The following is a 22,096-nucleotide window of genomic DNA, read 5'->3' as shown; positions in this document are numbered from 1 at the left end:
TTTTTTATTGTTCCGTTTCTTCTTCATCTTCAACTTCTTCCTCATCGTCCATTTCAAACCATAACGGTTCAATCATAATACGGTCGGCAAAACTTTCGATACGCTCCGTTGCGTTCTCAGAAAAGAAGATGCATTGTGTTTTTCTGGCTTCGGCAATTCGGGCAATCTTGGTATCAAAACGAAGTCGCAACAGTTCATCCGTATCTTCAATGATAAACATTTTAAGTTGGTTGATGTCATAACCTGCTGAAGCAAACAAATCGCTCAGGCGGTTTGGCGTTCCAATCAAAACGTCAATTCCCAACGAGATATGATTCTTGTCAAAATCGATATCGCCTTTGTCGTTAACACCATAAACACGAAGGTTCGTATAATTTCCAAACTTTGCAAAAAGTTCTCTCATTTCGTGCATCTTTTCCTTTGTCTGCACAATAATCAAGGCTCTTGGCGATTCCTGAAATTCTTTCTCCAATCTTTGAATGACATTAATCACCAAAGTAGTTGTTTTTCCTGAACCTTTGGGAGCGATGATCACACAATCGGCACCACTTTTTATGGTTGAAAAAGTTTCCTGTTGTATTTCATTGGCTTCCTCAAGACCATTTTCTATTAATGCCTTTTGAAGATTTGGATTTATTTTTTTTAATTGCATTTTTTTTAGTTATTAGGCAAAAGCCATTAGCCAAGCACTATTGCCTTTTGGCTATTTTGTCCTGACGCTTGGCGTGGTTAGGGAATAAAGATGTGAGATTTTTCGATTAAACACAAATTTATCAAATACAAAACTGTCTTTAAATTCAGCCTAAAACCCCAATTACGCCAAACGGATGCTATGTGCTGTTTTTATTTTTCGTCTTCTATTATCATTCCGTTTTCATTGTCAAATTGTTTCTTTTCAGATTCCGACATTTTATTTCTCAATGCTCGAATAGTATATCCTCCTCTTAATTTATTTTCGTCAATATACATCCAATCTGAAATTTCGCTTTTCTCTACAAAAACCGTATCTCCTAATTTTATTTCACTTGTGTATTCGGGGGTATTCCCAATTATACCTAAATATTTATTTCCATTCAAAACAACATCGCTTATCCAAATATGTTCATTTCCACTTTCAGTTTTATATGGTTTTTTTACAGAAAAATTTATAAATCTCGGATTATTGCTTTTTAATGCTGAATCAAATTTTTCAATATTTAGTTTCGCTTTTTCTGTAGCTAAATTCATTTCTGAATCATTACTTTCAACTCCAATTATGTCACGTTCGTTTTCTCTTTCTACTTTTCCTTTTTGAATATTATTACAACTCAATGTGACGATTAAAATGACAATAATTGATAATATTTTATTCATTTACAAAGCTTTAGATTAAGTTTTCTGGTGCTCGAAAATAGCACATAATTATTGGCTTATTACTTGCTCGCAAAAAGCTTCACATCGTTTTCGGAGATTTCGTTTCCACCTAAAATGATCAGCCTTTCGATTACGTTTCTTAATTCACGGATGTTTCCTGTCCAGTCGTATTCCTGCAACAATTTGATGGCTTCCTTAGAGAAAACCTTGGTTGCATTTCCTTGCTCTTCGGCAATCTTGCTTGTAAAATGTTCGATCAGTAAAGGTATATCATCCCGACGGTCATTCAAAGCCGGAACTTTAATTAAAATCACGGCAAGTCGGTGGTACAAATCTTCGCGGAAACGTCCTTCTTCGATTTCCTTTTTCAGATCCTTGTTGGTTGCCGCAACCACACGAACATCTACTTTTATATCCTTGTCGGCTCCTACTCTTGTAATCATACTTTCCTGCAAGGCTCGAAGCACTTTTGCTTGTGCTGAAAGACTCATGTCGCCAATTTCGTCCAAGAAGATGGTTCCTTTGTCGGCTGCTTCGAATTTTCCAGCCCTATCTTTTACTGCTGATGTAAAGGCTCCTTTTACGTGACCAAACAATTCGCTTTCGATTAATTCTGATGGAATGGCGGCACAGTTCACCTCAATTAGCGGTGCATTTGAACGCTCGCTCCTTTCGTGCAATTGATGCGCAACCAATTCTTTACCGGTTCCGTTTGGTCCGGTTATTAAAACCCTGGCGTCGGTTTTGGAAACTTTCTCGATCATTTCCTTTATAAGATTGATAGGCTCTGAATTTCCTATCATTTCATATTGCTTGCTGACTTTTTTCTTGAGTATCTTATTTTCAACTACGAGCTGTTTTTTGTCCAATGCATTTCGAACGGTATTCAAAAGCCGGTTCAAATCGGGTGGTTTTGAAATATAATCGAAAGCGCCGAGACGCATCGTGTTGATGGCGGTTTCCATATCTCCGTGTCCAGAAATCATGACCATTGGAATTTCGGGTTTTATTTTTTTTACGGCTTCGAGAAGTTCGACACCGTCCATTTTTGGCATCTTGATGTCGCACAGAACGAGGTCGTAATCGTTGTTCTTTATTTTTTCGAAGCCAGAAACGCCGTCTTCGGCTTCTTCTACCTGATAGCTGTCGTTTTCTTCTGAAAGTATTTTGGTTAATACCCTTCTGATGGCGGCTTCGTCTTCTATGATTAGTATTTTGCTCATTTTTTTTTGTTGCTGGTTCTGAGATACTGAGTTTCTAAGTTTCTCGAGTTAAATGGATTCCATCTAGCCCTGACTGGAGGGAAAATCCTTTTTATTTTTTCTTTAAAAATAAAAAGATTGGAAGGAAGGCAGGAAAATGGTTTTATTCTTAGCCCGAGCCTTTCGCTCCTAATATTTCAACCATCTGTATAATTCCTTCCAGGTTGGTTTTTTACCGTACATCAGGATTCCGACGCGGTAGATTTTTGAAGCAAACCAAACCACGAAAAAGAAGGTTCCAAACAATAATAGTACGGAAATCAGTAATTGCCACCATGGCACGCCAAATGGAATTCGCATCAGCATTACGATTGGAGAGGTTAGCGGTATCATTGAAAATACGGTGGCTACGGTTCCATGAGGTTCGCTCAAGACACTGAAAAATCCAACGTAAACTCCTAACATTAAAGGCAATATGATTGGTAAAAGGAATTGCTGTGAATCAGTTTCGTTATCGACAGCGGCGCCGATTGCGGCATAGATGGAACTGTAGAGGAAATAACCTCCGATGAAATAAACGATGAATGAGAGAATTAATGTCAATAATGGCAAGTTAAGAAACTCATTTACATAGAGTTGTGCCTTGTTTGCAAATTCTACATCTGAACCTGGCATCATTTGTGGCGCTGTTGAAGCGGCGGAACCCATTTCGATTCCTAAAAGTGAAGAGGCAACGAGAAATAATGTTCCTCCGATTACCGCCCAAATTGCAAACTGCAATACTCCCGCCAATGATGTCCCGATGATTTTTCCCATCATCAATTGGAATGGTTTTACGGATGAAATGATAATTTCGATGATGCGGTTTGTTTTTTCTTCGATGACGCTTCGCATGACCATGTTTCCGTAGATGACGATAAACATCATGATCAGATAACCAAAAGCGGCTCCGATTCCGACTTTTATTTCGTTGAGTCCTTTTACGGTTTCTTCTCCGGTGGCTTTCGTGAGGTTGATGCTGACTTTTGCTTCGGCATTTTTGATGGCCAACGTATCCAAGCCTGCTTTTTGGAAATTGGATGTCGTAAGTTTTTGGGCGATGATTTCTTCTACATCTTCAATAAAAGACATACTCGGACTTTCGTTTGAAATGTATTGAATCTTGCTTGAAAGTGCCTTGTTGTCTTCGATTTTAGGGATATAAAGCAAGCCTTCGTAACGTTCTGAAACGATACTGTCCTTCAAGGTTTTCAAGTCGACATTGGTCAGATTGAGGTAATGGTATTCCTCGGAATTCTTGAAATCCTTGACAAAGAGATTCGATTCGTCGTGGATTACGATTTCCTTTACGTCTGATTTCATCGTGCTCAGATAGCCAACGAAAGCGGCCAATCCGACGAAAAGCAACGGACTCAGGAACGTCATGACGATGAAAGATTTGTTTCGCACTTTGGCGATGAACTCTCTTTTTATGATTAGGGATAAAATGCTCATCTTATTTATTGCTTACAGTTTGAATAAAAATATCGTTTACGCTTGGGATTTTCTCGACGAAATGTGTTACTTGACCACGTTGCGTCAAGATGTGGAGTAATTCGTTTGAAGTGGCATTTCCTAATTGAATTTCGAGTTTCAGATCATCATTTAATGATTTGAAATTTGCCTGACCAAGCGTGAATTTTTGTGATAGATCGAACATCAAACCTTCAACATTATTGGTTAGAACCCCCACTTCAAAAGTATTGGAACGGTATTCTCTCTTGACGTCGTTTAGTTTTCCTTCGATTAATTTATTCGATTTATGAATCAAACCGATGTAATCGCACATTTCTTCCACGCTTTCCATTCGGTGTGTCGAAAAGATTACGGAAGTTCCTTGGCGATTCAGTTCGATGATTTCGTCTTTGATCAAATTGGCGTTTACTGGGTCGAAACCTGAAAACGGTTCGTCCAAGATTAGTAGTTTTGGTTTATGAAGAACGGTTACGACAAATTGGATTTTCTGTGCCATTCCTTTTGAGAGCTCTTCAATTTTCTTGTTCCACCAGCTTTGGATTTCGAATTTCTCGAACCAATAATCCAATTGCTTTTTGGCTTCGGATTTTGAAAGTCCCTTCATCTGGGCAAGATACAGACATTGCTCCCCTACTTTCATCGATTTATACAAACCTCTTTCTTCTGGCAGATATCCGATGGATTGAACGTGGTTTGGGCTCAATTTTTCTCCGTCGAGTAGAATTTCTCCGCCATCGGGCAAAGTAATTTGGTTGATGATTCGGATTAGGGAAGTTTTTCCAGCTCCGTTTGGCCCTAAAAGTCCGTAGATGCTTCCCTTTGGCACTGTTATTGAAACTTCGTTAAGTGCGGTATAGTCGCCGTATTTTTTGACAACTTTCTTGACTTCAAGTATATTGCTCATTTTATAAGTTGGATTGATTTTATTGGACTTCAACAGTCTCTAAAGTGTAAATGTAGCCAATTAGTAGCGAATAGGAAATAGTGTTACAAAAAAAAACCCACCCTTATTTGCACAAGGATGGGAAAAATTGCTATGAAAAAGAATTTACTAGTAAACTAGTAAAGTCCAAATGTAAAAATATTTTTTTAATTATGAAAACATATCTTTAACTTTTTCGAAAAAAGATTTATCACTCTTTTCCGGATGAGGGATAAAGTTCTCATCTGTAAGCGATTTCTCGAAAAATTGCTTCTGTTCTTTTGATAAAGTTTTCGGCGTCCACACATTTACATGAACCAATAAATCACCGTTTCCGTAGCCGTTTACACTTGGAATTCCTTTTCCTTTTAGTCGAAGAATCTTACCGGATTGAATTCCTTCTTCCAATTTGATTCTCACTTTTCCATTAACCGCATCAATGTCTTTTGAAACACCAAGTACTGCTTCGGCAAAACTAATATATAAGTCTAGGTGAAGATTTTCTCCTTCTCTTTTTAATGTTTCGTGCTCGATTTCTTCGATCGCAACAATCAAATCTCCTGGTAAGCTGTTGTTTCCTGGAGCATCGTTCCCTTTGTTGGCCACTTTTAATTGCATTCCGTCTACAACACCTGCCGGAATTTTGATGGAAACCGTTTCGTCTTCCAGAATCATTCCTTGAGCATCGGCATTGTTTGGTTTTTTATCCAAAATCTGACCAGAACCTCCACAAGCCGGACAAGTTGACGCAGATTGCATTCTACCCAGAATCGTGTTTGTTACTCGCATTACCTGTCCTTGACCATTACAAGTCGAACACGTTTTATAAGTTACGCCTGAAGCCTGGATCTTACGCTTTACTTTAACTTTCTTCTCTACACCATTGGCAACTTCTTCCAAAGTAAGTTTTACTTTGATACGCAGGTTGCTTCCTTTCACTCGACGCTGACCGCCTCCGCCTCCACCGAAACCAGAGAATCCTCCGCCTCCGCCAAAAGCACCTCCGAAAATATCACCGAACTGGCTGAAAATGTCGTCCATGTTCATACCTCCGTGACCTCCGCCAAAACCACCTGCTCCGTCAAAAGCTTGATGACCATACTGATCGTACTTCGCTTTCTTTTGCGGATCGCTTAAAACTTCATAAGCTTCAGCAGCTAGTTTAAAGTTTTCCTCGGCTTCCTTGTTTCCCGGATTTTTGTCAGGGTGGAACTCGATTGCCTTTTTACGGTATGCCTTTTTTATGGCTGCCGCATCGGCGCTTTTGGTGATACCTAATATTTCGTAAAAATCTTTTTTCATCTTTTAGTATATAAGATTTAAGTATTAAGATTTAAGACTTTGTCTAATCATAATCTTAAAACAAACATCATTATTGTCCGATAACCACTTTTGGGAAACGGATAATCTTGTCTCCTAATTTGTATCCTTTTTCGATTACGTCAACAATCTTTCCTTTCAACTTGTCTGAAGGTGCTGGAATTTGTGTGATAGCTTCTGCAAAATCGGCATTGAAGGCATCGCCTGAACGAACTTCTACTTCTTCCAATCCTTTTGAAACCAAAGTGCTTTTCAGTTTGTCGTGGATCAATTCTACACCTTTTACAAGTGCTTTGTCTTCGGATTTGTTGATTTCTGCCATACCTCTGTCAAAATCGTCAAGGACTGGCAACATGGCTTGCAATACTTCTTGGTTTGCCGTCTTGAATAAATCCATACGTTCTTTAGAAGTACGTCTTTTATAGTTTTCGAATTCAGCGAAAAGACGTAAGAACTTGTCTTTTTCTGATGCTAAATCTTTTGTCAGTTGTTCTTCAACACTTAATTCCTCGATGATGAGTTGCTCTCCGTTTGCATTTGTTTCTAATGTAGCATCATCTAATTCCTGATCTTTTTCAGTGTTTTCAGTAGTCATTTTCTTTGTATTTTTGAATATGTTTTTAAATTTCATCTCGGATTCTTGTCTTGCAAAAGTATTGCCATTTGTTTGAAAATGTCAAATTGTCACGCTTTTTTTATGGCTTGATTTTATAAAAGACAGATTCCCTCTAGCCCCGACTGGAACAAATAGCTTTTTGTTCTGGGGTTCAGAACAAAAACTTTGTGGAAGGCGGGAACGTAGATTCCGAAAATGCCTTTTGATTCGCTACTAATTGACAATGATTTTTTAATATTTTTTTAAGAAGATTTTGCTCTTGTTTTGATATGTTTGTGTTACTAAAAAAACAATCTTTATATGAAAAAAAGTATTTTAAGTGTAATGGTTTTGGCCACACTTTCATTGACTTCTTGTAAAAAAGAAGCTTCGGCTACTGATGCTGAAACTGTTGCGGTTGCGACCGATTCTTCTACGGTTTTTAAAGTTGACAAAGCAACTTCTATTATTGACTGGACTGGTAAAAAACCGGCTGGACAACACACGGGAACGATTGCGATTTCTGAAGGTGAAGTTACTGCAAAAGGTAATGTTATCGAGAGCGGAAAATTCACAATTGACATGACAAGTATTGTGGTTACTGATCTTAAGGAAGCTGATGGTAAAGGTGATTTGGAAGCGCACTTGAAAGGAACTGGAGATAAAGCGGGTGAAGATCACTTCTTTAACACTGCGAAATTCCCTACAGGTACTTTTGAAATTACAAAAGCGACTGAGGCTGACGGTAAAACAAACATTGAAGGCAACTTGACTATTAAAGGTATTACTAAAAATGTAAAATTCCCTGCTACTGTTGTTGCCGATGCAAACGGTGTGAGTATTACAAGTGATGTTTTCACAATCAACAGAACGGAATGGGGTGTGAATTATGCTTCGAAATCATTGCAAGATGATTTGAAAGATAAATTCATTAACGATGATATTGAGCTTAAAGTTACTGTAAAAGCTACAAAATAGTTATTAATTCATCTTACTATATTTAGAAAACTCCGTTCGCGGAGTTTTTTTTATGCCAAAGTCAAAAGGTGATTCAGTGCTTTATCGATGAATTTGTATTTGAAGACAAAGCCATTGTCGGATGCTTTTTGAGAACTTACATTTTGGCTGGTGAAAAGCATGATGTACATTTCGCCCAAAACCAAACGCATCAGGAATTTTGGAATGGTTGGGAAAATGATTGGTCGCTTGATTACAGTTGCGATTTCTTCCGTAAGTTGTTTATTGGTTACCGGGTTTGGAGCGACTGCATTGAAAACACCTTGCCAAGAATTTTTCACGGCAAAATAATACATCTCGACCAAATCGTGAATGTGAATCCAAGATTGCATTTGTTTTCCTGAACCGAATGGCGCTCCTGCTCCGTATTTTATTGGTTTTAGCATTTCCATTAACGCTCCGCCTTTGCTGGAAAGCACTAATCCGGTTCGCAGTTTGCAGACTTTTATATTGAGAAGTTTGAATTTATCGACACTTTCCTCCCATTTTAAAACTACGTTTCCTAGGAATGAATTGTCAATTTCTTTTTCGCTTTCTGAATATAATTTCTTTAAATCGTCGGGATAAATTCCGACTGCGGAAGCCGATACGATTTGTTTTACTTCGTGTGGGAAATCTTTTAAGGATTTGAAAAGCAAGTTGGAAGATAATATCCTGCTTTCGATAATTTCTTGCTTGTATTTTGGAGTCCACCGCTTTCCGATATTGGCTCCAGCCAAATGGATAATGGCATCGACACCAATGAAACAATTTTCATCGATGGTGCCTTGCTGGGGGTTCCAATAAAAGCCTTTGTAGTTGGACTGGCTTTCGATTTTTTTCTTGTTGGTAGTGAGATAATGGACTGTTTCGCCGTTTTGCAACAAAAGCGAAACCAACTCATTCCCTATCAAACCTGTCGCTCCCGTGATTAATATTTTCATTTTGCTTTTAGTTGTGTTACTTCAAAAATACAACCAAGAGAAAGAAAATAAATGTTAATTAGGGTATGTTTAACTTGTGATGAAGGTGTAGGTTCTAGGTTGTATGTTGTATGTTTTCTTGACAACTTATAACGTACAACCTACAACTTTTTGTTACTTCACCCGAATGCTCCACTCGAAATCCATTTCAGAAACTTGAACACCTTCTTGGTTTGTTCCGATGGATTTCATCCAGAACGTTTGACCTTCGCCTGTGGCAATAGTTCTTTGGATGGCTTCTTCTATCAGATGACCATCCTTACATATAAAAGTTATTCTTCCAGTTGCTTTTTTCGTAAAATTACCTTTGTTATTCGCCACCAGCATTGAAATTTTTCTTCCACTTTTTTTTATGTGATACATCACCAAAGCACCAGTTGTAAGCTCCGCACCCATTGCCTGAACTGCAAAATACATCGAGTTAAATGGATTTTGATTGAACCACCGATGTTTTACTGTAACCGTACATTGGTTGGCATCTATTTGTTTCGCTCTCACTCCACTCCAAAAAGCAGATGGTAATTTGAAAAATAAAAATTTATTGAGATTTCCGGCTGTGAAGTTCATAATCATTGGATTTTAAGTAAAAATAGGAATTATTTTCGGAAATTCAATTTGTTAATTTTGTGTTAAATATTAGTACTATGCGAAACAAGGTAGCTTCTTTTAGCCATATATTTGCATAAGAAATTACTATATACTTTTTATCACGGAAACAAATAGCAACAAAAACACCGCAACGTTATTACATTTAAGTGCTCTTTCACAGTACTTTATCCCGTTTGGAAATTTTATTTTTCCAATCATCATTTGGAGTTCCTCAAAAGATAAATCGGAATATGTAGATGCGCAAGGAAAACACACCATCAACTTTCATTTGAGTTTATTGACCTATTCACTAATCATGATTGCCATTGCCGTACCACTTTTTTTAATAACTGTTTTCAGCCAAGCACATTATTCTGTTGGTTATGACGACTTAGTATTTAATGATTTCAACTTTGCAGAAGTTTCAGGCTATTTGGTAACAGGAATTGTAATCGTGCTCTTATTTGGTTTACTAAAAATCCTTGAATTCTTCCTTATCATCTATGCGGCGGTAAAGACATCCGAAGGACACAATTTTAAATATCCATTGACCATCAATTTTCTAAAATAAAATCTATGAAATAAAAAAACTTAAATCAGCAAAAGGAGTAATCACCCTTGAGTTTCAATCATCAAAAAATCATCACACGAGCTTCAGCGAACTGGCGAAGCAATCATCAATCAAAAACGAACTATCATGTTAAAATTAATCATCACTGCCACAATGTTTATCACAACATTGTTATGCCAAGCCCAAGTTTCTGAAATGAGAAAAACCAATCACTTTTCTAGAATTGAAGTTGCTTCGGGAATTGAGCTAAGTTACACGGAAACACAGGAAGAGGCTTCTATAAAAGTGGAAGCGAATGACGGAATCCTAACGGATATTATTACAGAAGTTGACGGAGAAACGCTGAAGATATCTGCAAAAGGAAAAGCAAAAAAAGTAAAGGTTTATGTATCAGCAAAAGATGTTGAATCGTTCAAAGCCAGTTCAAAATCGAGAATTGTATTTGAAAACACCATTCACGCTGAAAACATTTCAATCGTATTGGAATCGGGAGCTTATTTTCAAGGGTATTTCAAATCGAATCAACTGACAAATATAGCAACGGATGCGAATTCAGCGTTTAATGGAAGAATTGAAACAGCTTCTTTCGAAGGAAATTTCAAGAATCATTCAAAAGTGAATATTTCTGGAAAGGCTAAAAATGCAAACATCAAATCGGCTTCAAAAGCGTATTGCAATGCCAAGAATTTCTTGACGGAAAATGCCGAAATAGATTCGGATAACTCAATTGTTTCGATTACAAGCAAGAATACTATCAATGTAAATGCAACTGATAATGCGAGTGTTACCTATTTCGGTTCACCAAAGAAAGTAACTGTAGAAGAAGCTTATCTAACAAGTACAAAAAAATATAAAAGGCCATTGCTGATTGCAATGGAATAACAACATCACATCCACAAAATGAAAATTTTAATTAAATTCAAAAACACACTATGAACATAGAAAACACAAAAGCCCAGATGCGTAAAGGTGTTTTAGAGTTCTGTATCTTATCTGTGTTAAAAGAAAAAGATGCCTACACTTCTGAAATTTTAGATACCTTGAAAAACGCAAAACTGCTTGTGGTGGAGGGAACAGTATATCCTTTGCTTACAAGACTAAAAAACGACGGATTGCTCAACTATCGTTGGGAAGAATCAACTTCGGGACCGCCTAGAAAATATTACGGATTAACCGAAATCGGACAAACATTTTTAAACGAATTAAACGGCACATGGACCGAATTGTCTGACGCTGTAAACATCATAACAAACCAAAACTCATAGTCATGAACAAAACCGTAAATATTAACTTAGGAGGAATGTTTTTTCACATCGATGAAGATGCATACCAAAAATTGACACGCTATTTTGAAGCAATAAAACGTTCATTATCTAACTCTAATGGGCAGGACGAAATTATCAAGGATATTGAAATGCGTATCGCGGAGCTTTTTTCTGAAAAACATACAAGCGACAAGCAAGTCATTAACTTGAGAGAATTGGACGAGGTTATTGCCGTGATGGGACAACCGGAAGACTATAGAATTGACAACGAAGAAGCGGAATTTCAACAAAAAAACACTTCTTTCGAATACGCTTCAAAACCAACAAAAAAATTATACCGTGACAAAGATGGCGGAATGATTGGTGGGGTTTTGGCAGGTTTAGGCCACTACTTCGGGATCGATAAAGTTTGGTTAAGAATATTACTATTGATTTTAGTTTTTGCTTATGGAACTGGATTTTTAGCCTATATCATCCTTTGGATTGTGATGCCGGAAGCCGTTACCACTTCTGAAAAGCTAGAAATGACAGGAGAGCCGGTAAACATTTCGAACATCGAAAAAAAAGTTCGGGAAGAATTTGACAACGTTTCGGAGAAATTCAAGAACGTGAACTACGACAAAATGGGAAACCAGGTAAAAACCGGAGCCGATAAAGTAGTATCGAATATCGGGAATGTTTTTATGAGCATTTTCAAAGTTTTTGCTAAGATTCTAGGAGTGATGTTGATACTGTCAGGAGCTACAACTTTATTCTTTTTATTGGTAGGAATCTTTACACTTGGCACAACTGCTTTCATTGAGTTTCCTTGGAGTGGTTATATTGAAGCTGGAAACTACACCGATTATCCTGTTTGGACATTTGGATTATTAATGCTTTTTTCTGTTGGAATTCCATTCTTCTACCTGATGGTTCTAGGCTTCAAACTATTGCTTCCAGAAATGAAATCTTTAGGGAACGTATTCAATTATACCTTTTTAGCATTGTGGATCATCTCTATCGCCTTGGTTATATCTTTGTCTATCAAGCAAGCTACACAATTTGCATTTGAAGGAAAAAGCGTGAAGAAAGAGCTTCTGCAATTGAATCCGAACGATACCTTGCAGATAAAATTCAGATACAACGAGAGCTTTGCCAACGACATCTATGATTATGACAATTACAGATTAGTTCAGGATTCTACCGATACAGAAATGATTTTTTCAAGTGATGTGCACATTAGGATTTTAAAATCGGATGACAAGCAGGCTTACATTCAAATTATTAAAGAAGCCGATGGAGAATCATTGTCTGCAGCAAAAAGAACGGCAGAAAAAATCAATTACGTTTATAAATTAGAAGGAAATCAGTTAATTTTGGATAATTATCTATTGACCGAAGCCGTAAACAAATTCCGCAACCAAGAAGTGGAAATCAACTTGTATTTGCCAGAAGGCATAAAGTTTAAAGCAGATGAAGCTTTCAGAGACAGAGATAATTCTGACGATATGTTCTTTAATCTGCACTATAGTTCTGCTGATTATGTTTATCATGTTCAAAGTTCAAGAGTAAAATGCTTGACTTGTCCAGCTTATGAAAACGAACAAGGCGATGTAGAAAATGAGAACTTGGAGACAAGTACAGATACTATAAAAAAAGTAATCCTTGAAGTAAACGGAAAAGAAATCATCAGAACCGAAACCACAACTTCAACCAAAAAAGGTTTGACAGTAGATAAAGATGGTGTAATCATTAAAAATCAATAATTATGAAACAAAGCATTGCCTCTTTAACCAAAACCGTTTTTCTTTTTGCAACTTTCTTGTTGCTGACTTCTTGCCATATCAATCTGGGAGAAGGAAAAAAAGGCAGCGGAAACATTGTTGAACAAACCAGAAGCATTACTGAAGATTTTAAATTTATCGAAGTAAGCACAGGTGTTGAAGTTCATGTAGAACAATCTGATAGTAAATCTGTAGTGGTTGAAGCCGATGACAATTTGCAAGAATTGATTGTAGCAAAAGTAGAAAATGGCGTTTTATACATAAAATCAACTGATAGTTTTAATACTGATCATACGCCAACAGTCACTGTAAAAATGCCTATCATTTCTGGACTTACTACAACCAGTGGTTCAACTCTAAAAAGCCTAAATAAATTAGTAACTGAAAATATTGCTGTTAAAGCCAGTAGTGGGAGTGAAATTGATGTAGAAGTTGAAGCAGACCACATCACAGTTGAAACCACCAGCGGCAGTACTGCCGAAGTTTCAGGAAAAGCACTAAAACTTGAGTCTTCTTCTTCTAGCGGTAGCAGTTTGGATGCATCAGATTTATTGGCAAATGACGTTATCTCACAATCAACAAGTGGAAGCAGTACAACCGTTCATCCAATTTTAAGCCTTGACGGAAAAGCCTCTAGCGGTAGTTCTGTTGGATATAAAAATGTACCGAAAACACTAACCAAGGAAGAAAGTTCTGGAGGCAGTGTTTCCAAAGAATAATTAAATATAAAACATCGGCCTTGGCTGGTGTTTTTTTTTATATTTGTAGCCAAATACTATACAAAGCATGAAAAAAATTACTTTTCTAATCATCGCCGTTTTGATTTCTACTTTGGCTTTTAGCCAGAAAAAAGAAAAAGTAAAAGGTTCTAAAATTGTCATAATCGAAAAGAAAGAAGTGGAAAGCTTTTCAGCAATTGAAGTTCTTGACGATCTAGAAATTTTTCTAATCAAAGGAGATAAAAATAGTGTAGAGCTTGAAGCAGATGACAACCTTCACGACGCAGTAGACTTTAAACACAACGGGGGAACTTTGATCATTTCGTCAGCAAAAGAAGTTTCTGGTTTCAAAAAATTCACAATCCGAGTAATTTATACCGATGAATTGAAATCGGTTGAAGCCAAAGGGAAAGCCATTGTTCAAGGTATTGAAGAAATTAAACTAGAAGACATTACTTTTAAAAGTATCGAAAATTCGAAATTATTTCTATACGTGAATGCAAAGGCTTTAACTGTTGTTGGTAATGATAAATCTGAAATTCAATTGAATTCCAAATCAGAATCTACAAATATTCAATTAAGTAAAAATGCCTATATAAAAGCCTTGATTTCATCAACAGAAATGAAATTAGACTTGTATCAAAAAGCAAAAGCCACAATTGAGGGAGATGTTATCGACTTGAAACTTCGCTTTGACAATAATATCAATTTTGCAGGAAACAATCTTAACTCGAAAAACTGTGAGCTATTTGCAGAAGGCTATTCAAGTGCAACACTCATGGTGGAAACTTCTTTAAGTTTGGACGTTTCTGGAAGTTCGGAAGTCTATCTTTACGGAGAGCCGAAAATAGAAATGAAACGATTTGCAGACAACTCGACGCTTTACAAAAAGAAACAAAAATAAAAAAATCCCAACTTGACGGTTGGGATTTTTTTTTGATTATTCTTCTTGAATTACTCCAAAGAAGCCAAATATCTTTCGGCATCCAGTGCAGCCATACATCCTGTTCCCGCTGCAGTAATTGCCTGACGATAAACATGATCGGCAGCATCTCCACCTACAAAAACTCCGGCTACATTTGTTTTAGAAGTTCCCGGAATATTCTTGATATAGCCTGTTTCATCCAAATCGATATATTCTTTAAAGATATCCGTGTTTGGCTTGTGTCCAATTGCTACGAAGAAACCTGTTGCTGGAATTGTTTTTTCTTCTTTTGTTGTCTTATCCAACACTTTCACAGAAGTTACAACTTGTCCATCGCCAATAACTTCAACTGTTTCAGTGTTTAAAAGTATCTCGATGTTTTCTGTTTTTCTAACTCTTTCAGCCATAATTTTTGAAGCCCTGAAGTTTTCACTTCTCACCAACATCGTCACTTTCTTGCAGAGCTTAGAAAGATAATGTGCTTCTTCGCAAGCAGAATCTCCCGCTCCAACGATTACAACTTCTTGATTTCTGTAGAAAAATCCGTCGCAAACCGCACAAGCCGAAACACCTCCGCCCATTTGCAAATAATGCTGTTCTGAAGGCAATCCTAAGTATTTAGCCGAAGCTCCGGTAGAAATAATTACCGTTTCGCAATGGATTTCTTTGGTTTCGTTTACCCAAACCTTATGGATTGGACCAGAAAAATCTACTTTGGTAACCCATCCGTCACGGACATCTGTTCCGAAACGTTTTGACTGTTCTTGCAATTGGATCATCATTTCTGGTCCCGTAACACCGTCAACATAGCCTGGGAAATTTTCAACTTCATTTGTAGTGGTTAATTGTCCGCCCGGTTGCGTTCCTTGGTACAAAACAGGATTCATATTGGCTCTGGCCGCATAAATCGCCGCAGTATAACCTGCAGGACCCGAACCTATGATAAGGCATTTTATTTTTTCAATTGTATCTGACATAATAATAGTATTGTTTTTGTTCTTTACGATTGCAAATGTATGTTTTTAATGAAAAATAATTCCCATTTGTTGATTAGTTTTAATAATTCTCAAATAGCTTAATTTTATTCTGCTTTTGATTTGGTAAAACTAATTTAAGTTCTATATTTGCATCCGCTTTCGGGGTGTAGCGTAGCCCGGTTATCGCGCCTGCTTTGGGAGCAGGAGGCCGCAGGTTCGAATCCTGCCACCCCGACAAAAGCCGAACAGCAATGTTCGGCTTTTTCATTTGCAATTTTTTATAAATTAAGCGCGAAAGGTTTTTGCGTCCCGTGAAACGGGAAGGCCGCAGGTTCGAATCCTGCCACCCCGACAAAAGCCGAACAGCAATGTTCGGCTTTTTCATTTGTATCCAACCCTAAATCCATACACAATGAAACTGAAAATAGATACTTTTGTTCTCGCCATAATTGCTACAATCCTTATCGCATACCTTTTTCCTGCATGGGGAAGCAAGGACAGTCCGATTCCTCTTGATTTAATTGGAAGCATCGGAATTTCATTGATTTTTTTCTTTTATGGATTAAAATTGAGTCCGGAAAAAATCAAGTTGGGCTTAAAAAATTGGAAGCTTCACGCCTTGGTACAATCTACAACCTTCATCATTTTTCCGTTAACGATATTACTTTTCCGACCTTTCATACAATCTGAAAATGGCGAATTCATTTGGCTTTCCTTTTTATTCCTTGCCGCACTGCCATCAACGGTTTCTTCATCGGTAGTGATGGTTTCGATGGCAAAAGGAAATGTTCCGGCCGCCATATTCAACGCCAGTATTTCTGGATTGATTGGGATTGGAATTACACCGTTATGGATGGGATTCTTTCTGAATAATACCTCTTCTGAATTTGAATTGGGAAGCATCTATCTGAAATTGCTTACTGAAATTCTTGCTCCTGTAGTAATCGGGATTGCCTTGCAAAAATACGGATCAAAATATGCGCAACGCTATACCAAAGAGCTTTCCACTTTCGACAAGTCGATCATCCTATTGATCATCTACAAAAGTTTTGCCGAATCGTTCGAAGAAAATGTATTCACTTCTGTGGATATTCTGGATTTGCTTTTTATAGGCATCACAACGACCGCCCTTTTCTATGCCATTTACTATTTGACAGGAATCTTATCCAAGAAACTAAAATTCAGTCTTGAAGATCAGATTACGGCACAATTTTGTGGTACAAAGAAATCATTGGTTCACGGAACGGTTTTTTCAAAAATACTTTTTCCGGCCTCAATGCCTACGGGAATAATATTGCTTCCGCTAATGCTTTTTCACGCTTCACAAATATTTATTGTGAGCATTATTGCATCAAAATTGGCAAAACGAACACCGTAATTATTAATTGACAACAATCTTCTTTACCGCAGTCTTTCCTTCAGAAGTTATCTTTGCAAGATAAATTCCTTTTGCAAAATCAATTGAAAAAGTTGCGGTACCCTTAAAATTATTGTTCAATAGCCTTTGCCCAGAAACAGTATGGATTTCAATCGTTGCTTCGTTTTCAATTCCGGAAACGGTTATAAAATTCTTTGCAGGATTTGGATAAAGAACCACTTTTAAATCAATACTTTCATCAACCGATAAATTCGAAAACCAGGTCTGTCCTGCGTTTGCGCCCCAGATATAATCGGCAAGATTGGGATAATCAATAAACGGATTTCGGTTGAATTGCCATGTATAGATGTAATTATTGCGGTTCATCTCAAAATCATCAGAAGGATCTGCCGTATTCCAAGTCATCAAGGTTGCCAAATCGCCCAATTGTCCAACTGTTGTATCAGGCGGATTTCCGTTCACAACATCCAAGGCATTGTAACGGATTGCCATATAAAAAACCGCCCTTGCAACATCGCCTTTCCAACTTCCCTGATTACCTGCGAAGCCATTGTAATCCGTCAAACCAAAATCCTTATTGTTCCGTGAACTGTTTTCTTGTCCATCCTCAGCACGGATATGATGCGCGTCCGAATGTCCGTGCAAATACATATCAGCATTTGTTGCTTCCCAAATATCCATTCCATCAGGTATTTCAGAAGTGGCATTAGCAAAATTTCCTCTCGATTGTGGATAAATATGTTCGCGGTTCCATCTGCCTGTTCCGCTTCCGGTGGTTTGAATCAATAATTTAGAGCGTGGTTGTTCCTTATACATCATCCAAATTTCGTTGCTGTTCAATGGATTTTGATCGGCAATCCTCAAAATCGTATTCACATCTCCATAATTATGAGCGCGGACTACTTCTGGATTTGCAATTATATCTTGGATGGCCTGCTTGAGGATAGCTCCCGATTTTCCTTCCAAACTATCATAATAACCTGCTGGCGCGGTACTTTCTACGATTCCATAAGTAGGATTCAATGGCGTCCCCCATGGTGCAACTTGGTAATCATCGTCTATTATCTCAATTTCGATATTATCATTCAAACGATTGAATCCGGCAGGCAAAGTCCCAAATTTTATCCTTGCAATTTCATCGCCTTCATCAATTTCATTATCAATAATTTGAATATTTGTGGTAAAAGTTGTCGATCCTGTTGGAATAAAAACGGTTGTATTGCCTGTAAAATCTGAAGTATTGAAAGTGCCGTTGCTCAAGGTAAAATTGAAAGTCAAATCACTTGTTACGGCTGTTTGAGTAGTAAACGTAATATCAAAGTTATCTCCTTCATTGTATTGAAATGCCGGAACACTGATTGTTATTCCGTTAAAAATAAAACCACTTCCGTCGTTATGAACACCTGGAGTTGGTGCTTTGGCTTCAAAAGTACCGTCTGCTTTTCTTTGAATGGATTGTGTTGCCCCTTGCCCATTTTCGTCTTCGTTATATTGAACCGTAATTCCCAATAGCGTCATCAATTCGGTCGCATCGGGATCACTCGTATCATACGCTACGGCATCAATCAGGTTAGTTGTTGTGGCCAAAGTCCCATCAGGAAAATTTTCAACTCCTGTAAAATAAATTGCAATGGCATCGGCTCCATTTTGAAGTACATTGTCTGCAAAAACCTTTTCTGGAACCGGAGAAACCAACTTATTTCCTATTAGAATCAAACCGTTTACATCTGTAGTCAATCCGTTCAAATCAAGTGTGAAATAGCTTCTGTTTCCTGTACTTGAAGTTGCGTTTCCGTTGAAACAAACCATAATATATCCGTCAAGCGAAAAATTGGGCACTTCCGATTTCAGTTCCACAAACTCTTTATCGTCGATACTTGGAGTATCCGAATCAATTTCGTTTATGACAATTTGAGCATTGGAAAACATACAAAACAACATCAATACAATAGAAAAGTAGTATTTTTTCATAAGGGGGAATTTTACACAAAAATAAGAATTTTAAGCCATCGGCTATTATACTACTGAAAATGAACACAATTACTTAACATCAAAATAGAACCCACTGTTTAAAAGTTGCCCAAAACATTTCACCTCAAAACAAAAACCACTCCCAATTAAATTGCTATTTTTGCCAAGTCAAAACATAACTAAACATATATGCTGATTATCGGAATTGCCGGAGGAACTGGAAGTGGAAAAACCACCGTTGTACAACAAATTATGAACGAATTGCCTCAGGCAGAAGTGGGCATCATCTCTCAGGACTCATATTATAGGGAAAATCACAACCTATCCTTTGACGAAAGAGCCCTTATCAATTTTGATCATCCAAGAGCAATTGATTTCGAATTATTGGTAAAACATTTGAAGGAATTAAAAGCCGGAAATACAATCGACCAGCCTGTTTATTCCTTTGTAACACACAACAGAACAGAAGATACGGTTAGTACACATCCTAGAAAAGTAATGATCATCGAAGGAATTCTTATCCTTGCCAATCCCGAACTTCGCGATATGTTTGACATTAAAATCTACGTTCATGCTGATTCTGACGAGCGATTAATCCGAAGATTGAAGCGTGATATTGCCGAAAGAGGACGTGACATGCAAGAAGTTTTAAACCGTTATCAAAACACCTTGAAACCTATGCACGAACAGTTTATCGAACCTACAAAAGCTTTCGCAGATATTATTATTCCGAACGACAAATACAATACAGTTGCCATTGATGTGGTTCGTGCCGTAATCAATCAGCGAATCCTATAATAAATTGCTTATTTTTATTAAATGAAGAATCCTATAAAAAAGCTTACCGACAAACATCCCTTGCTTCGTTTTTTGAGCAACAAGTATGTTATTGTACTGGTTTTCTTTAGTGTATGGATGCTCTTTTTAGATAATTATTCTTATCTTGATCATCGCTTGCTCGACAAAGAAATTGATGAACTCGAAGACAACAAGGAATATTATCTTGAAGAAATTAAGCAAGACAAAAAAAACATCAAGATCCTTAAAAATCCGCATCAGGTAGAGAAATTCGCCCGCGAAAAATACTATATGAAAAAGGACAGCGAGGATATCTATATCATTGAATACGAAGGCGATTCTTTAAAGTAATTAGTATCCAATAAAAACTAAAAGCAAATGTCAAACGATTTATTCAGCGAATTTCAACCCGTTTCTTCCAAGCAATGGAAACAGCAGATCCAATATGACCTAAAAGGAGCTGATTACAATGAAACCTTGGTTTGGGAAAGTCCTGAAGGCATCAAAGTAAAGCCATTCTACCATATCGATGAGCAAAAGGGTTTCCTAGCTTCGGATCATACTCCTGAGTTTAAAATCTGCCAGAATATATTTGTGTTTGATTTAGAAAAATCTGCAGATAGGGCATTGGAAACGTTAAATCGTGGAGCTGAAAGCATTCGTTTTACGATTGAAGACGAAACGATTGATGTGGCCAAATTGGTGGCAAAACTTCCTTTAGAGCATACAACGGTTTACTTCAATTTGCTTTTCCTTTCAATCGATTTCGTAAAGAAGATTGACACTATTGCAAAAGAAAAAAACGCAACTATTTTTGTTCAAATCGATCCTGTTGGAAGATTGGCTAAAGAAGGAAATTGGCACACCAACCTTGAAAGTGATCTTGATAGTTTAAACACACTTTCCATTGCTTGCCAAAATATTCATTTGATAAGTGTTGATGGAGGTTTGTATCAAAATGCTGGCGCAAATGCAGTACAGCAAATTGCCTATATTTTGGCACATGCAAATGAATATTTCAACCGAGTTGCGACAATTTCAAAACCCATAACGATTCAGGTTGCAGTGGGGACGAATTACTTTTTTGAGATTGCAAAATTGCGTTCCATCCGATTGTTGTTTAACCTTTTAGCAAAGGAATACGACCATGATTTTGAATGCCACATCCTTGCAATTCCAACAAAACGCAATAAAACTTTATACGACTACAATGTCAACATGCTCCGTACTACAACGGAGTGCATGAGTGCGATTTTAGGCGGAGCTGATGCCGTTTCCAATTTGGCTTACGACACATTATACCACAAAGACAATGAGTTTGGCGACAGGATTTCTAGAAACCAATTGCTTGTTTTGAAACACGAAAGCTATTTTGACAAGGTGAGCAATCCTTCCGATGGCTCTTATTATATTGAAGAACTTACCACGCAATTAACTGAAAAAGCACTGAATTTATTCAAAGATATCGAAGCGAATGGCGGTTTTATTACTCAATTAATGGAAGGAACCATCCAACGAAAGATCCAAGAAAGTGCTGCAAAAGAGCAGGAATTGTTTGATTCGGGAAAGGAAATCCTTTTAGGAACCAATAAGTATCCAAACAAGAACGATCGGATGAGCCATGATTTGGAACTCTTTCCTTTTGTAAAAATAAAGTCAAGAAAAACTCTTATTTCTCCAATTATAGAGAAAAGATTGGCCGAGAAAATGGAGCAGGAACGTTTGGAAACGGAGAAAGAACCGCAGTAATTTAGTATATTTGAAAGAAAGAAGACTATGGAAGCAATCAGACAATTTATAAAGGTCAGGAACCATCAAATAAACATTACACTTCCAGAAGATTTTAATGCCGATGAAGTAGAAGTGATTATTTTGCCAAAACAAGATGATTTTGAATTGACCGAAGAAATGAAAGAAATTCTAGATTATCGAGCAAATGAACCAACCGAAGATTATTTGACAGCCGAAGAATCATTGTTGAGGCTTAAGAAAAAGCATGGATTATAGAATCATTGTTTCGCCAAGAGCGCAGTTCGAAATTGAAGGCATCGCAGAATATTATTCTAAAATAAGTTTCTCGGTATTGAACAAATTTTACAGCGAATTAGAAAATGCGTACACTATTTTAAAATTCAACCCGCAATTTCAAACCAGATATAAAAATTTCAAAGCCATACCTCTTCGAAAATTTCCTTTTCTTTTATTTTTCACAATAGACGAAAAAACCAAAATGATCAAAATCCTTTCTTGTTTTA

The 22,096-nt window shown here is 37.2% G+C and carries 23 protein-coding genes and 1 tRNA gene; 13 read left to right on the top strand and 11 right to left on the bottom strand.

Annotated elements, in window-relative coordinates; all coding sequences use genetic code 11:
• Positions 1 to 4: 4 nt before the first annotated feature.
• From ACI6PS_RS04790 to ACI6PS_RS04760, 7 genes are all read right to left on the bottom strand, one after another.
• Positions 5 to 652, bottom strand: coding sequence for a DEAD/DEAH box helicase (locus ACI6PS_RS04790; protein WP_421011413.1), 648 nt, complete (start codon positions 650 to 652; stop codon positions 5 to 7).
• A gap of 191 nt (positions 653 to 843) precedes the next feature.
• Complete coding sequence (locus tag ACI6PS_RS04785) at positions 844 to 1,353, bottom strand: DUF2314 domain-containing protein (protein WP_421011412.1); 510 nt, start codon at positions 1,351 to 1,353, stop codon at positions 844 to 846.
• 59 nt (positions 1,354 to 1,412) lie between these two features.
• Positions 1,413 to 2,576, bottom strand: coding sequence for a sigma-54-dependent transcriptional regulator (locus ACI6PS_RS04780; protein WP_421011411.1), 1,164 nt, complete (start codon positions 2,574 to 2,576; stop codon positions 1,413 to 1,415).
• 168 nt (positions 2,577 to 2,744) lie between these two features.
• Positions 2,745 to 4,049: an ABC transporter permease gene (locus tag ACI6PS_RS04775; protein WP_421011410.1), complete on the bottom strand. Its 1,305-nt coding sequence runs from the start codon at positions 4,047 to 4,049 to the stop codon at positions 2,745 to 2,747.
• A gap of 1 nt (position 4,050) precedes the next feature.
• Positions 4,051 to 4,974, bottom strand: coding sequence for an ABC transporter ATP-binding protein (locus ACI6PS_RS04770; RefSeq protein ID WP_421011409.1), 924 nt, complete (start codon positions 4,972 to 4,974; stop codon positions 4,051 to 4,053).
• Between the two features lie 189 nt (positions 4,975 to 5,163).
• Complete coding sequence (dnaJ, locus tag ACI6PS_RS04765) at positions 5,164 to 6,294, bottom strand: molecular chaperone DnaJ (protein ID WP_421011408.1); 1,131 nt, start codon at positions 6,292 to 6,294, stop codon at positions 5,164 to 5,166.
• A gap of 70 nt (positions 6,295 to 6,364) precedes the next feature.
• Positions 6,365 to 6,943 (bottom strand): nucleotide exchange factor GrpE, encoded by a 579-nt coding sequence (locus tag ACI6PS_RS04760; protein WP_421011407.1) that lies wholly within the window; start codon positions 6,941 to 6,943, stop codon positions 6,365 to 6,367.
• A gap of 285 nt (positions 6,944 to 7,228) precedes the next feature.
• Between ACI6PS_RS04760 and ACI6PS_RS04755 the strand changes: the two genes are divergently transcribed.
• Entirely contained in the window at positions 7,229 to 7,885 is a 657-nt protein-coding gene (locus ACI6PS_RS04755; RefSeq protein ID WP_421011406.1) for a YceI family protein, read from the top strand.
• Positions 7,886 to 7,935: 50 nt separating this feature from the next.
• Here the strand turns inward: ACI6PS_RS04755 and ACI6PS_RS04750 are convergent, their stop codons facing one another.
• Positions 7,936 to 8,847 carry a TIGR01777 family oxidoreductase gene (locus tag ACI6PS_RS04750; protein ID WP_421011405.1) on the bottom strand — a complete coding sequence of 304 codons (912 nt, stop codon included), beginning with the start codon at positions 8,845 to 8,847 and terminating at the stop codon, positions 7,936 to 7,938.
• A 153-nt stretch (positions 8,848 to 9,000) separates the two neighbouring features.
• A complete protein-coding gene (locus tag ACI6PS_RS04745; protein ID WP_421011404.1) occupies positions 9,001 to 9,453 on the bottom strand; it encodes a DUF4442 domain-containing protein in 453 nt (150 codons plus the stop codon).
• Between the two features lie 109 nt (positions 9,454 to 9,562).
• On the opposite strand from ACI6PS_RS04745, the gene ACI6PS_RS04740 reads away from it, so the two are divergent.
• The 6 genes from ACI6PS_RS04740 (at position 9,563) to ACI6PS_RS04715 (ending at position 14,696) form a co-directional block, all read left to right on the top strand.
• On the top strand, positions 9,563 to 10,045 hold the full coding sequence (locus ACI6PS_RS04740) for a DUF4870 domain-containing protein (protein WP_421011478.1): 483 nt from the start codon (positions 9,563 to 9,565) through the stop codon (positions 10,043 to 10,045).
• A gap of 126 nt (positions 10,046 to 10,171) precedes the next feature.
• Positions 10,172 to 10,927 carry a GIN domain-containing protein gene (locus tag ACI6PS_RS04735; protein ID WP_421011403.1) on the top strand — a complete coding sequence of 252 codons (756 nt, stop codon included), beginning with the start codon at positions 10,172 to 10,174 and terminating at the stop codon, positions 10,925 to 10,927.
• 50 nt (positions 10,928 to 10,977) lie between these two features.
• Complete coding sequence (locus ACI6PS_RS04730; protein ID WP_421011402.1) at positions 10,978 to 11,310, top strand: PadR family transcriptional regulator; 333 nt, start codon at positions 10,978 to 10,980, stop codon at positions 11,308 to 11,310.
• A gap of 2 nt (positions 11,311 to 11,312) precedes the next feature.
• The gene (locus tag ACI6PS_RS04725; protein ID WP_421011401.1) at positions 11,313 to 13,055 is read left to right on the top strand and encodes a PspC domain-containing protein; all 1,743 of its coding nucleotides are present in this window, start codon (positions 11,313 to 11,315) and stop codon (positions 13,053 to 13,055) included.
• Between the two features lie 2 nt (positions 13,056 to 13,057).
• Positions 13,058 to 13,792, top strand: a complete 735-nt coding sequence (locus ACI6PS_RS04720) for a head GIN domain-containing protein (RefSeq protein ID WP_421011400.1) — start codon at positions 13,058 to 13,060, stop codon at positions 13,790 to 13,792.
• 67 nt (positions 13,793 to 13,859) lie between these two features.
• Complete coding sequence (locus ACI6PS_RS04715) at positions 13,860 to 14,696, top strand: GIN domain-containing protein (protein ID WP_421011399.1); 837 nt, start codon at positions 13,860 to 13,862, stop codon at positions 14,694 to 14,696.
• A gap of 50 nt (positions 14,697 to 14,746) precedes the next feature.
• On the opposite strand, the gene trxB is transcribed toward ACI6PS_RS04715, so the two are convergent.
• Positions 14,747 to 15,694, bottom strand: a complete 948-nt coding sequence (trxB, locus tag ACI6PS_RS04710) for a thioredoxin-disulfide reductase (protein WP_421011398.1) — start codon at positions 15,692 to 15,694, stop codon at positions 14,747 to 14,749.
• A 160-nt stretch (positions 15,695 to 15,854) separates the two neighbouring features.
• Between trxB and ACI6PS_RS04705 the strand changes: the two genes are divergently transcribed.
• Positions 15,855 to 15,929, top strand: a tRNA-Pro gene (locus ACI6PS_RS04705).
• A gap of 177 nt (positions 15,930 to 16,106) precedes the next feature.
• Positions 16,107 to 17,072 carry a bile acid:sodium symporter family protein gene (locus ACI6PS_RS04700; RefSeq protein ID WP_421011397.1) on the top strand — a complete coding sequence of 322 codons (966 nt, stop codon included), beginning with the start codon at positions 16,107 to 16,109 and terminating at the stop codon, positions 17,070 to 17,072.
• 3 nt (positions 17,073 to 17,075) lie between these two features.
• Here ACI6PS_RS04700 and ACI6PS_RS04695 read toward each other — a convergent pair whose 3' ends face one another.
• Positions 17,076 to 19,043: an endonuclease gene (locus ACI6PS_RS04695; protein ID WP_421011396.1), complete on the bottom strand. Its 1,968-nt coding sequence runs from the start codon at positions 19,041 to 19,043 to the stop codon at positions 17,076 to 17,078.
• A gap of 189 nt (positions 19,044 to 19,232) precedes the next feature.
• Here ACI6PS_RS04695 and udk point away from each other — a divergent pair, with 189 nt between their 5' ends.
• Genes udk through ACI6PS_RS04675 form a run of 4 tightly spaced genes read left to right on the top strand, consistent with a single transcriptional unit; the run spans position 19,233 to position 21,848 of the window.
• The gene (udk, locus tag ACI6PS_RS04690) at positions 19,233 to 19,841 is read left to right on the top strand and encodes a uridine kinase (protein WP_421011395.1); all 609 of its coding nucleotides are present in this window, start codon (positions 19,233 to 19,235) and stop codon (positions 19,839 to 19,841) included.
• A gap of 21 nt (positions 19,842 to 19,862) precedes the next feature.
• On the top strand, positions 19,863 to 20,192 hold the full coding sequence (locus ACI6PS_RS04685) for an FtsB family cell division protein (protein WP_421011394.1): 330 nt from the start codon (positions 19,863 to 19,865) through the stop codon (positions 20,190 to 20,192).
• 27 nt (positions 20,193 to 20,219) lie between these two features.
• Complete coding sequence (locus tag ACI6PS_RS04680; RefSeq protein ID WP_421011393.1) at positions 20,220 to 21,590, top strand: methylmalonyl-CoA mutase subunit beta; 1,371 nt, start codon at positions 20,220 to 20,222, stop codon at positions 21,588 to 21,590.
• A gap of 27 nt (positions 21,591 to 21,617) precedes the next feature.
• Positions 21,618 to 21,848, top strand: a complete 231-nt coding sequence (locus ACI6PS_RS04675) for a hypothetical protein (RefSeq protein ID WP_421011392.1) — start codon at positions 21,618 to 21,620, stop codon at positions 21,846 to 21,848.
• Positions 21,849 to 22,096 lie beyond the last annotated feature (248 nt).

The sequence above is a fragment of the Flavobacterium sp. PLA-1-15 genome (assembly GCF_049060005.1).
GTDB lineage: Bacteria > Bacteroidota > Bacteroidia > Flavobacteriales > Flavobacteriaceae > Flavobacterium.
This window is presented reverse-complemented; position numbering and strand designations above follow the sequence as displayed.

Excerpts from the sequence above, each read along its gene's own strand:
- ACI6PS_RS04790 (WP_421011413.1), bottom strand. The coding sequence starts at position 652 with ATGCAATTAAAAAAAATAAATCCAAATCTTCAAAAGGCATTAATAGAA.
- ACI6PS_RS04785 (WP_421011412.1), bottom strand. The coding sequence starts at position 1,353 with ATGAATAAAATATTATCAATTATTGTCATTTTAATCGTCACATTGAGT.
- ACI6PS_RS04780 (WP_421011411.1), bottom strand. The coding sequence starts at position 2,576 with ATGAGCAAAATACTAATCATAGAAGACGAAGCCGCCATCAGAAGGGTA.
- ACI6PS_RS04775 (WP_421011410.1), bottom strand. The coding sequence starts at position 4,049 with ATGAGCATTTTATCCCTAATCATAAAAAGAGAGTTCATCGCCAAAGTG.
- ACI6PS_RS04770 (WP_421011409.1), bottom strand. The coding sequence starts at position 4,974 with ATGAGCAATATACTTGAAGTCAAGAAAGTTGTCAAAAAATACGGCGAC.
- dnaJ (WP_421011408.1), bottom strand. The coding sequence starts at position 6,294 with ATGAAAAAAGATTTTTACGAAATATTAGGTATCACCAAAAGCGCCGAT.
- ACI6PS_RS04760 (WP_421011407.1), bottom strand. The coding sequence starts at position 6,943 with ATGAAATTTAAAAACATATTCAAAAATACAAAGAAAATGACTACTGAA.
- ACI6PS_RS04755 (WP_421011406.1), top strand. The coding sequence starts at position 7,229 with ATGAAAAAAAGTATTTTAAGTGTAATGGTTTTGGCCACACTTTCATTG.
- ACI6PS_RS04750 (WP_421011405.1), bottom strand. The coding sequence starts at position 8,847 with ATGAAAATATTAATCACGGGAGCGACAGGTTTGATAGGGAATGAGTTG.
- ACI6PS_RS04745 (WP_421011404.1), bottom strand. The coding sequence starts at position 9,453 with ATGAACTTCACAGCCGGAAATCTCAATAAATTTTTATTTTTCAAATTA.
- ACI6PS_RS04735 (WP_421011403.1), top strand. The coding sequence starts at position 10,172 with ATGTTAAAATTAATCATCACTGCCACAATGTTTATCACAACATTGTTA.
- ACI6PS_RS04730 (WP_421011402.1), top strand. The coding sequence starts at position 10,978 with ATGAACATAGAAAACACAAAAGCCCAGATGCGTAAAGGTGTTTTAGAG.
- ACI6PS_RS04725 (WP_421011401.1), top strand. The coding sequence starts at position 11,313 with ATGAACAAAACCGTAAATATTAACTTAGGAGGAATGTTTTTTCACATC.
- ACI6PS_RS04720 (WP_421011400.1), top strand. The coding sequence starts at position 13,058 with ATGAAACAAAGCATTGCCTCTTTAACCAAAACCGTTTTTCTTTTTGCA.
- ACI6PS_RS04715 (WP_421011399.1), top strand. The coding sequence starts at position 13,860 with ATGAAAAAAATTACTTTTCTAATCATCGCCGTTTTGATTTCTACTTTG.
- trxB (WP_421011398.1), bottom strand. The coding sequence starts at position 15,694 with ATGTCAGATACAATTGAAAAAATAAAATGCCTTATCATAGGTTCGGGT.
- ACI6PS_RS04700 (WP_421011397.1), top strand. The coding sequence starts at position 16,107 with ATGAAACTGAAAATAGATACTTTTGTTCTCGCCATAATTGCTACAATC.
- ACI6PS_RS04695 (WP_421011396.1), bottom strand. The coding sequence starts at position 19,043 with ATGAAAAAATACTACTTTTCTATTGTATTGATGTTGTTTTGTATGTTT.
- udk (WP_421011395.1), top strand. The coding sequence starts at position 19,233 with ATGCTGATTATCGGAATTGCCGGAGGAACTGGAAGTGGAAAAACCACC.
- ACI6PS_RS04685 (WP_421011394.1), top strand. The coding sequence starts at position 19,863 with ATGAAGAATCCTATAAAAAAGCTTACCGACAAACATCCCTTGCTTCGT.
- ACI6PS_RS04680 (WP_421011393.1), top strand. The coding sequence starts at position 20,220 with ATGTCAAACGATTTATTCAGCGAATTTCAACCCGTTTCTTCCAAGCAA.
- ACI6PS_RS04675 (WP_421011392.1), top strand. The coding sequence starts at position 21,618 with ATGGAAGCAATCAGACAATTTATAAAGGTCAGGAACCATCAAATAAAC.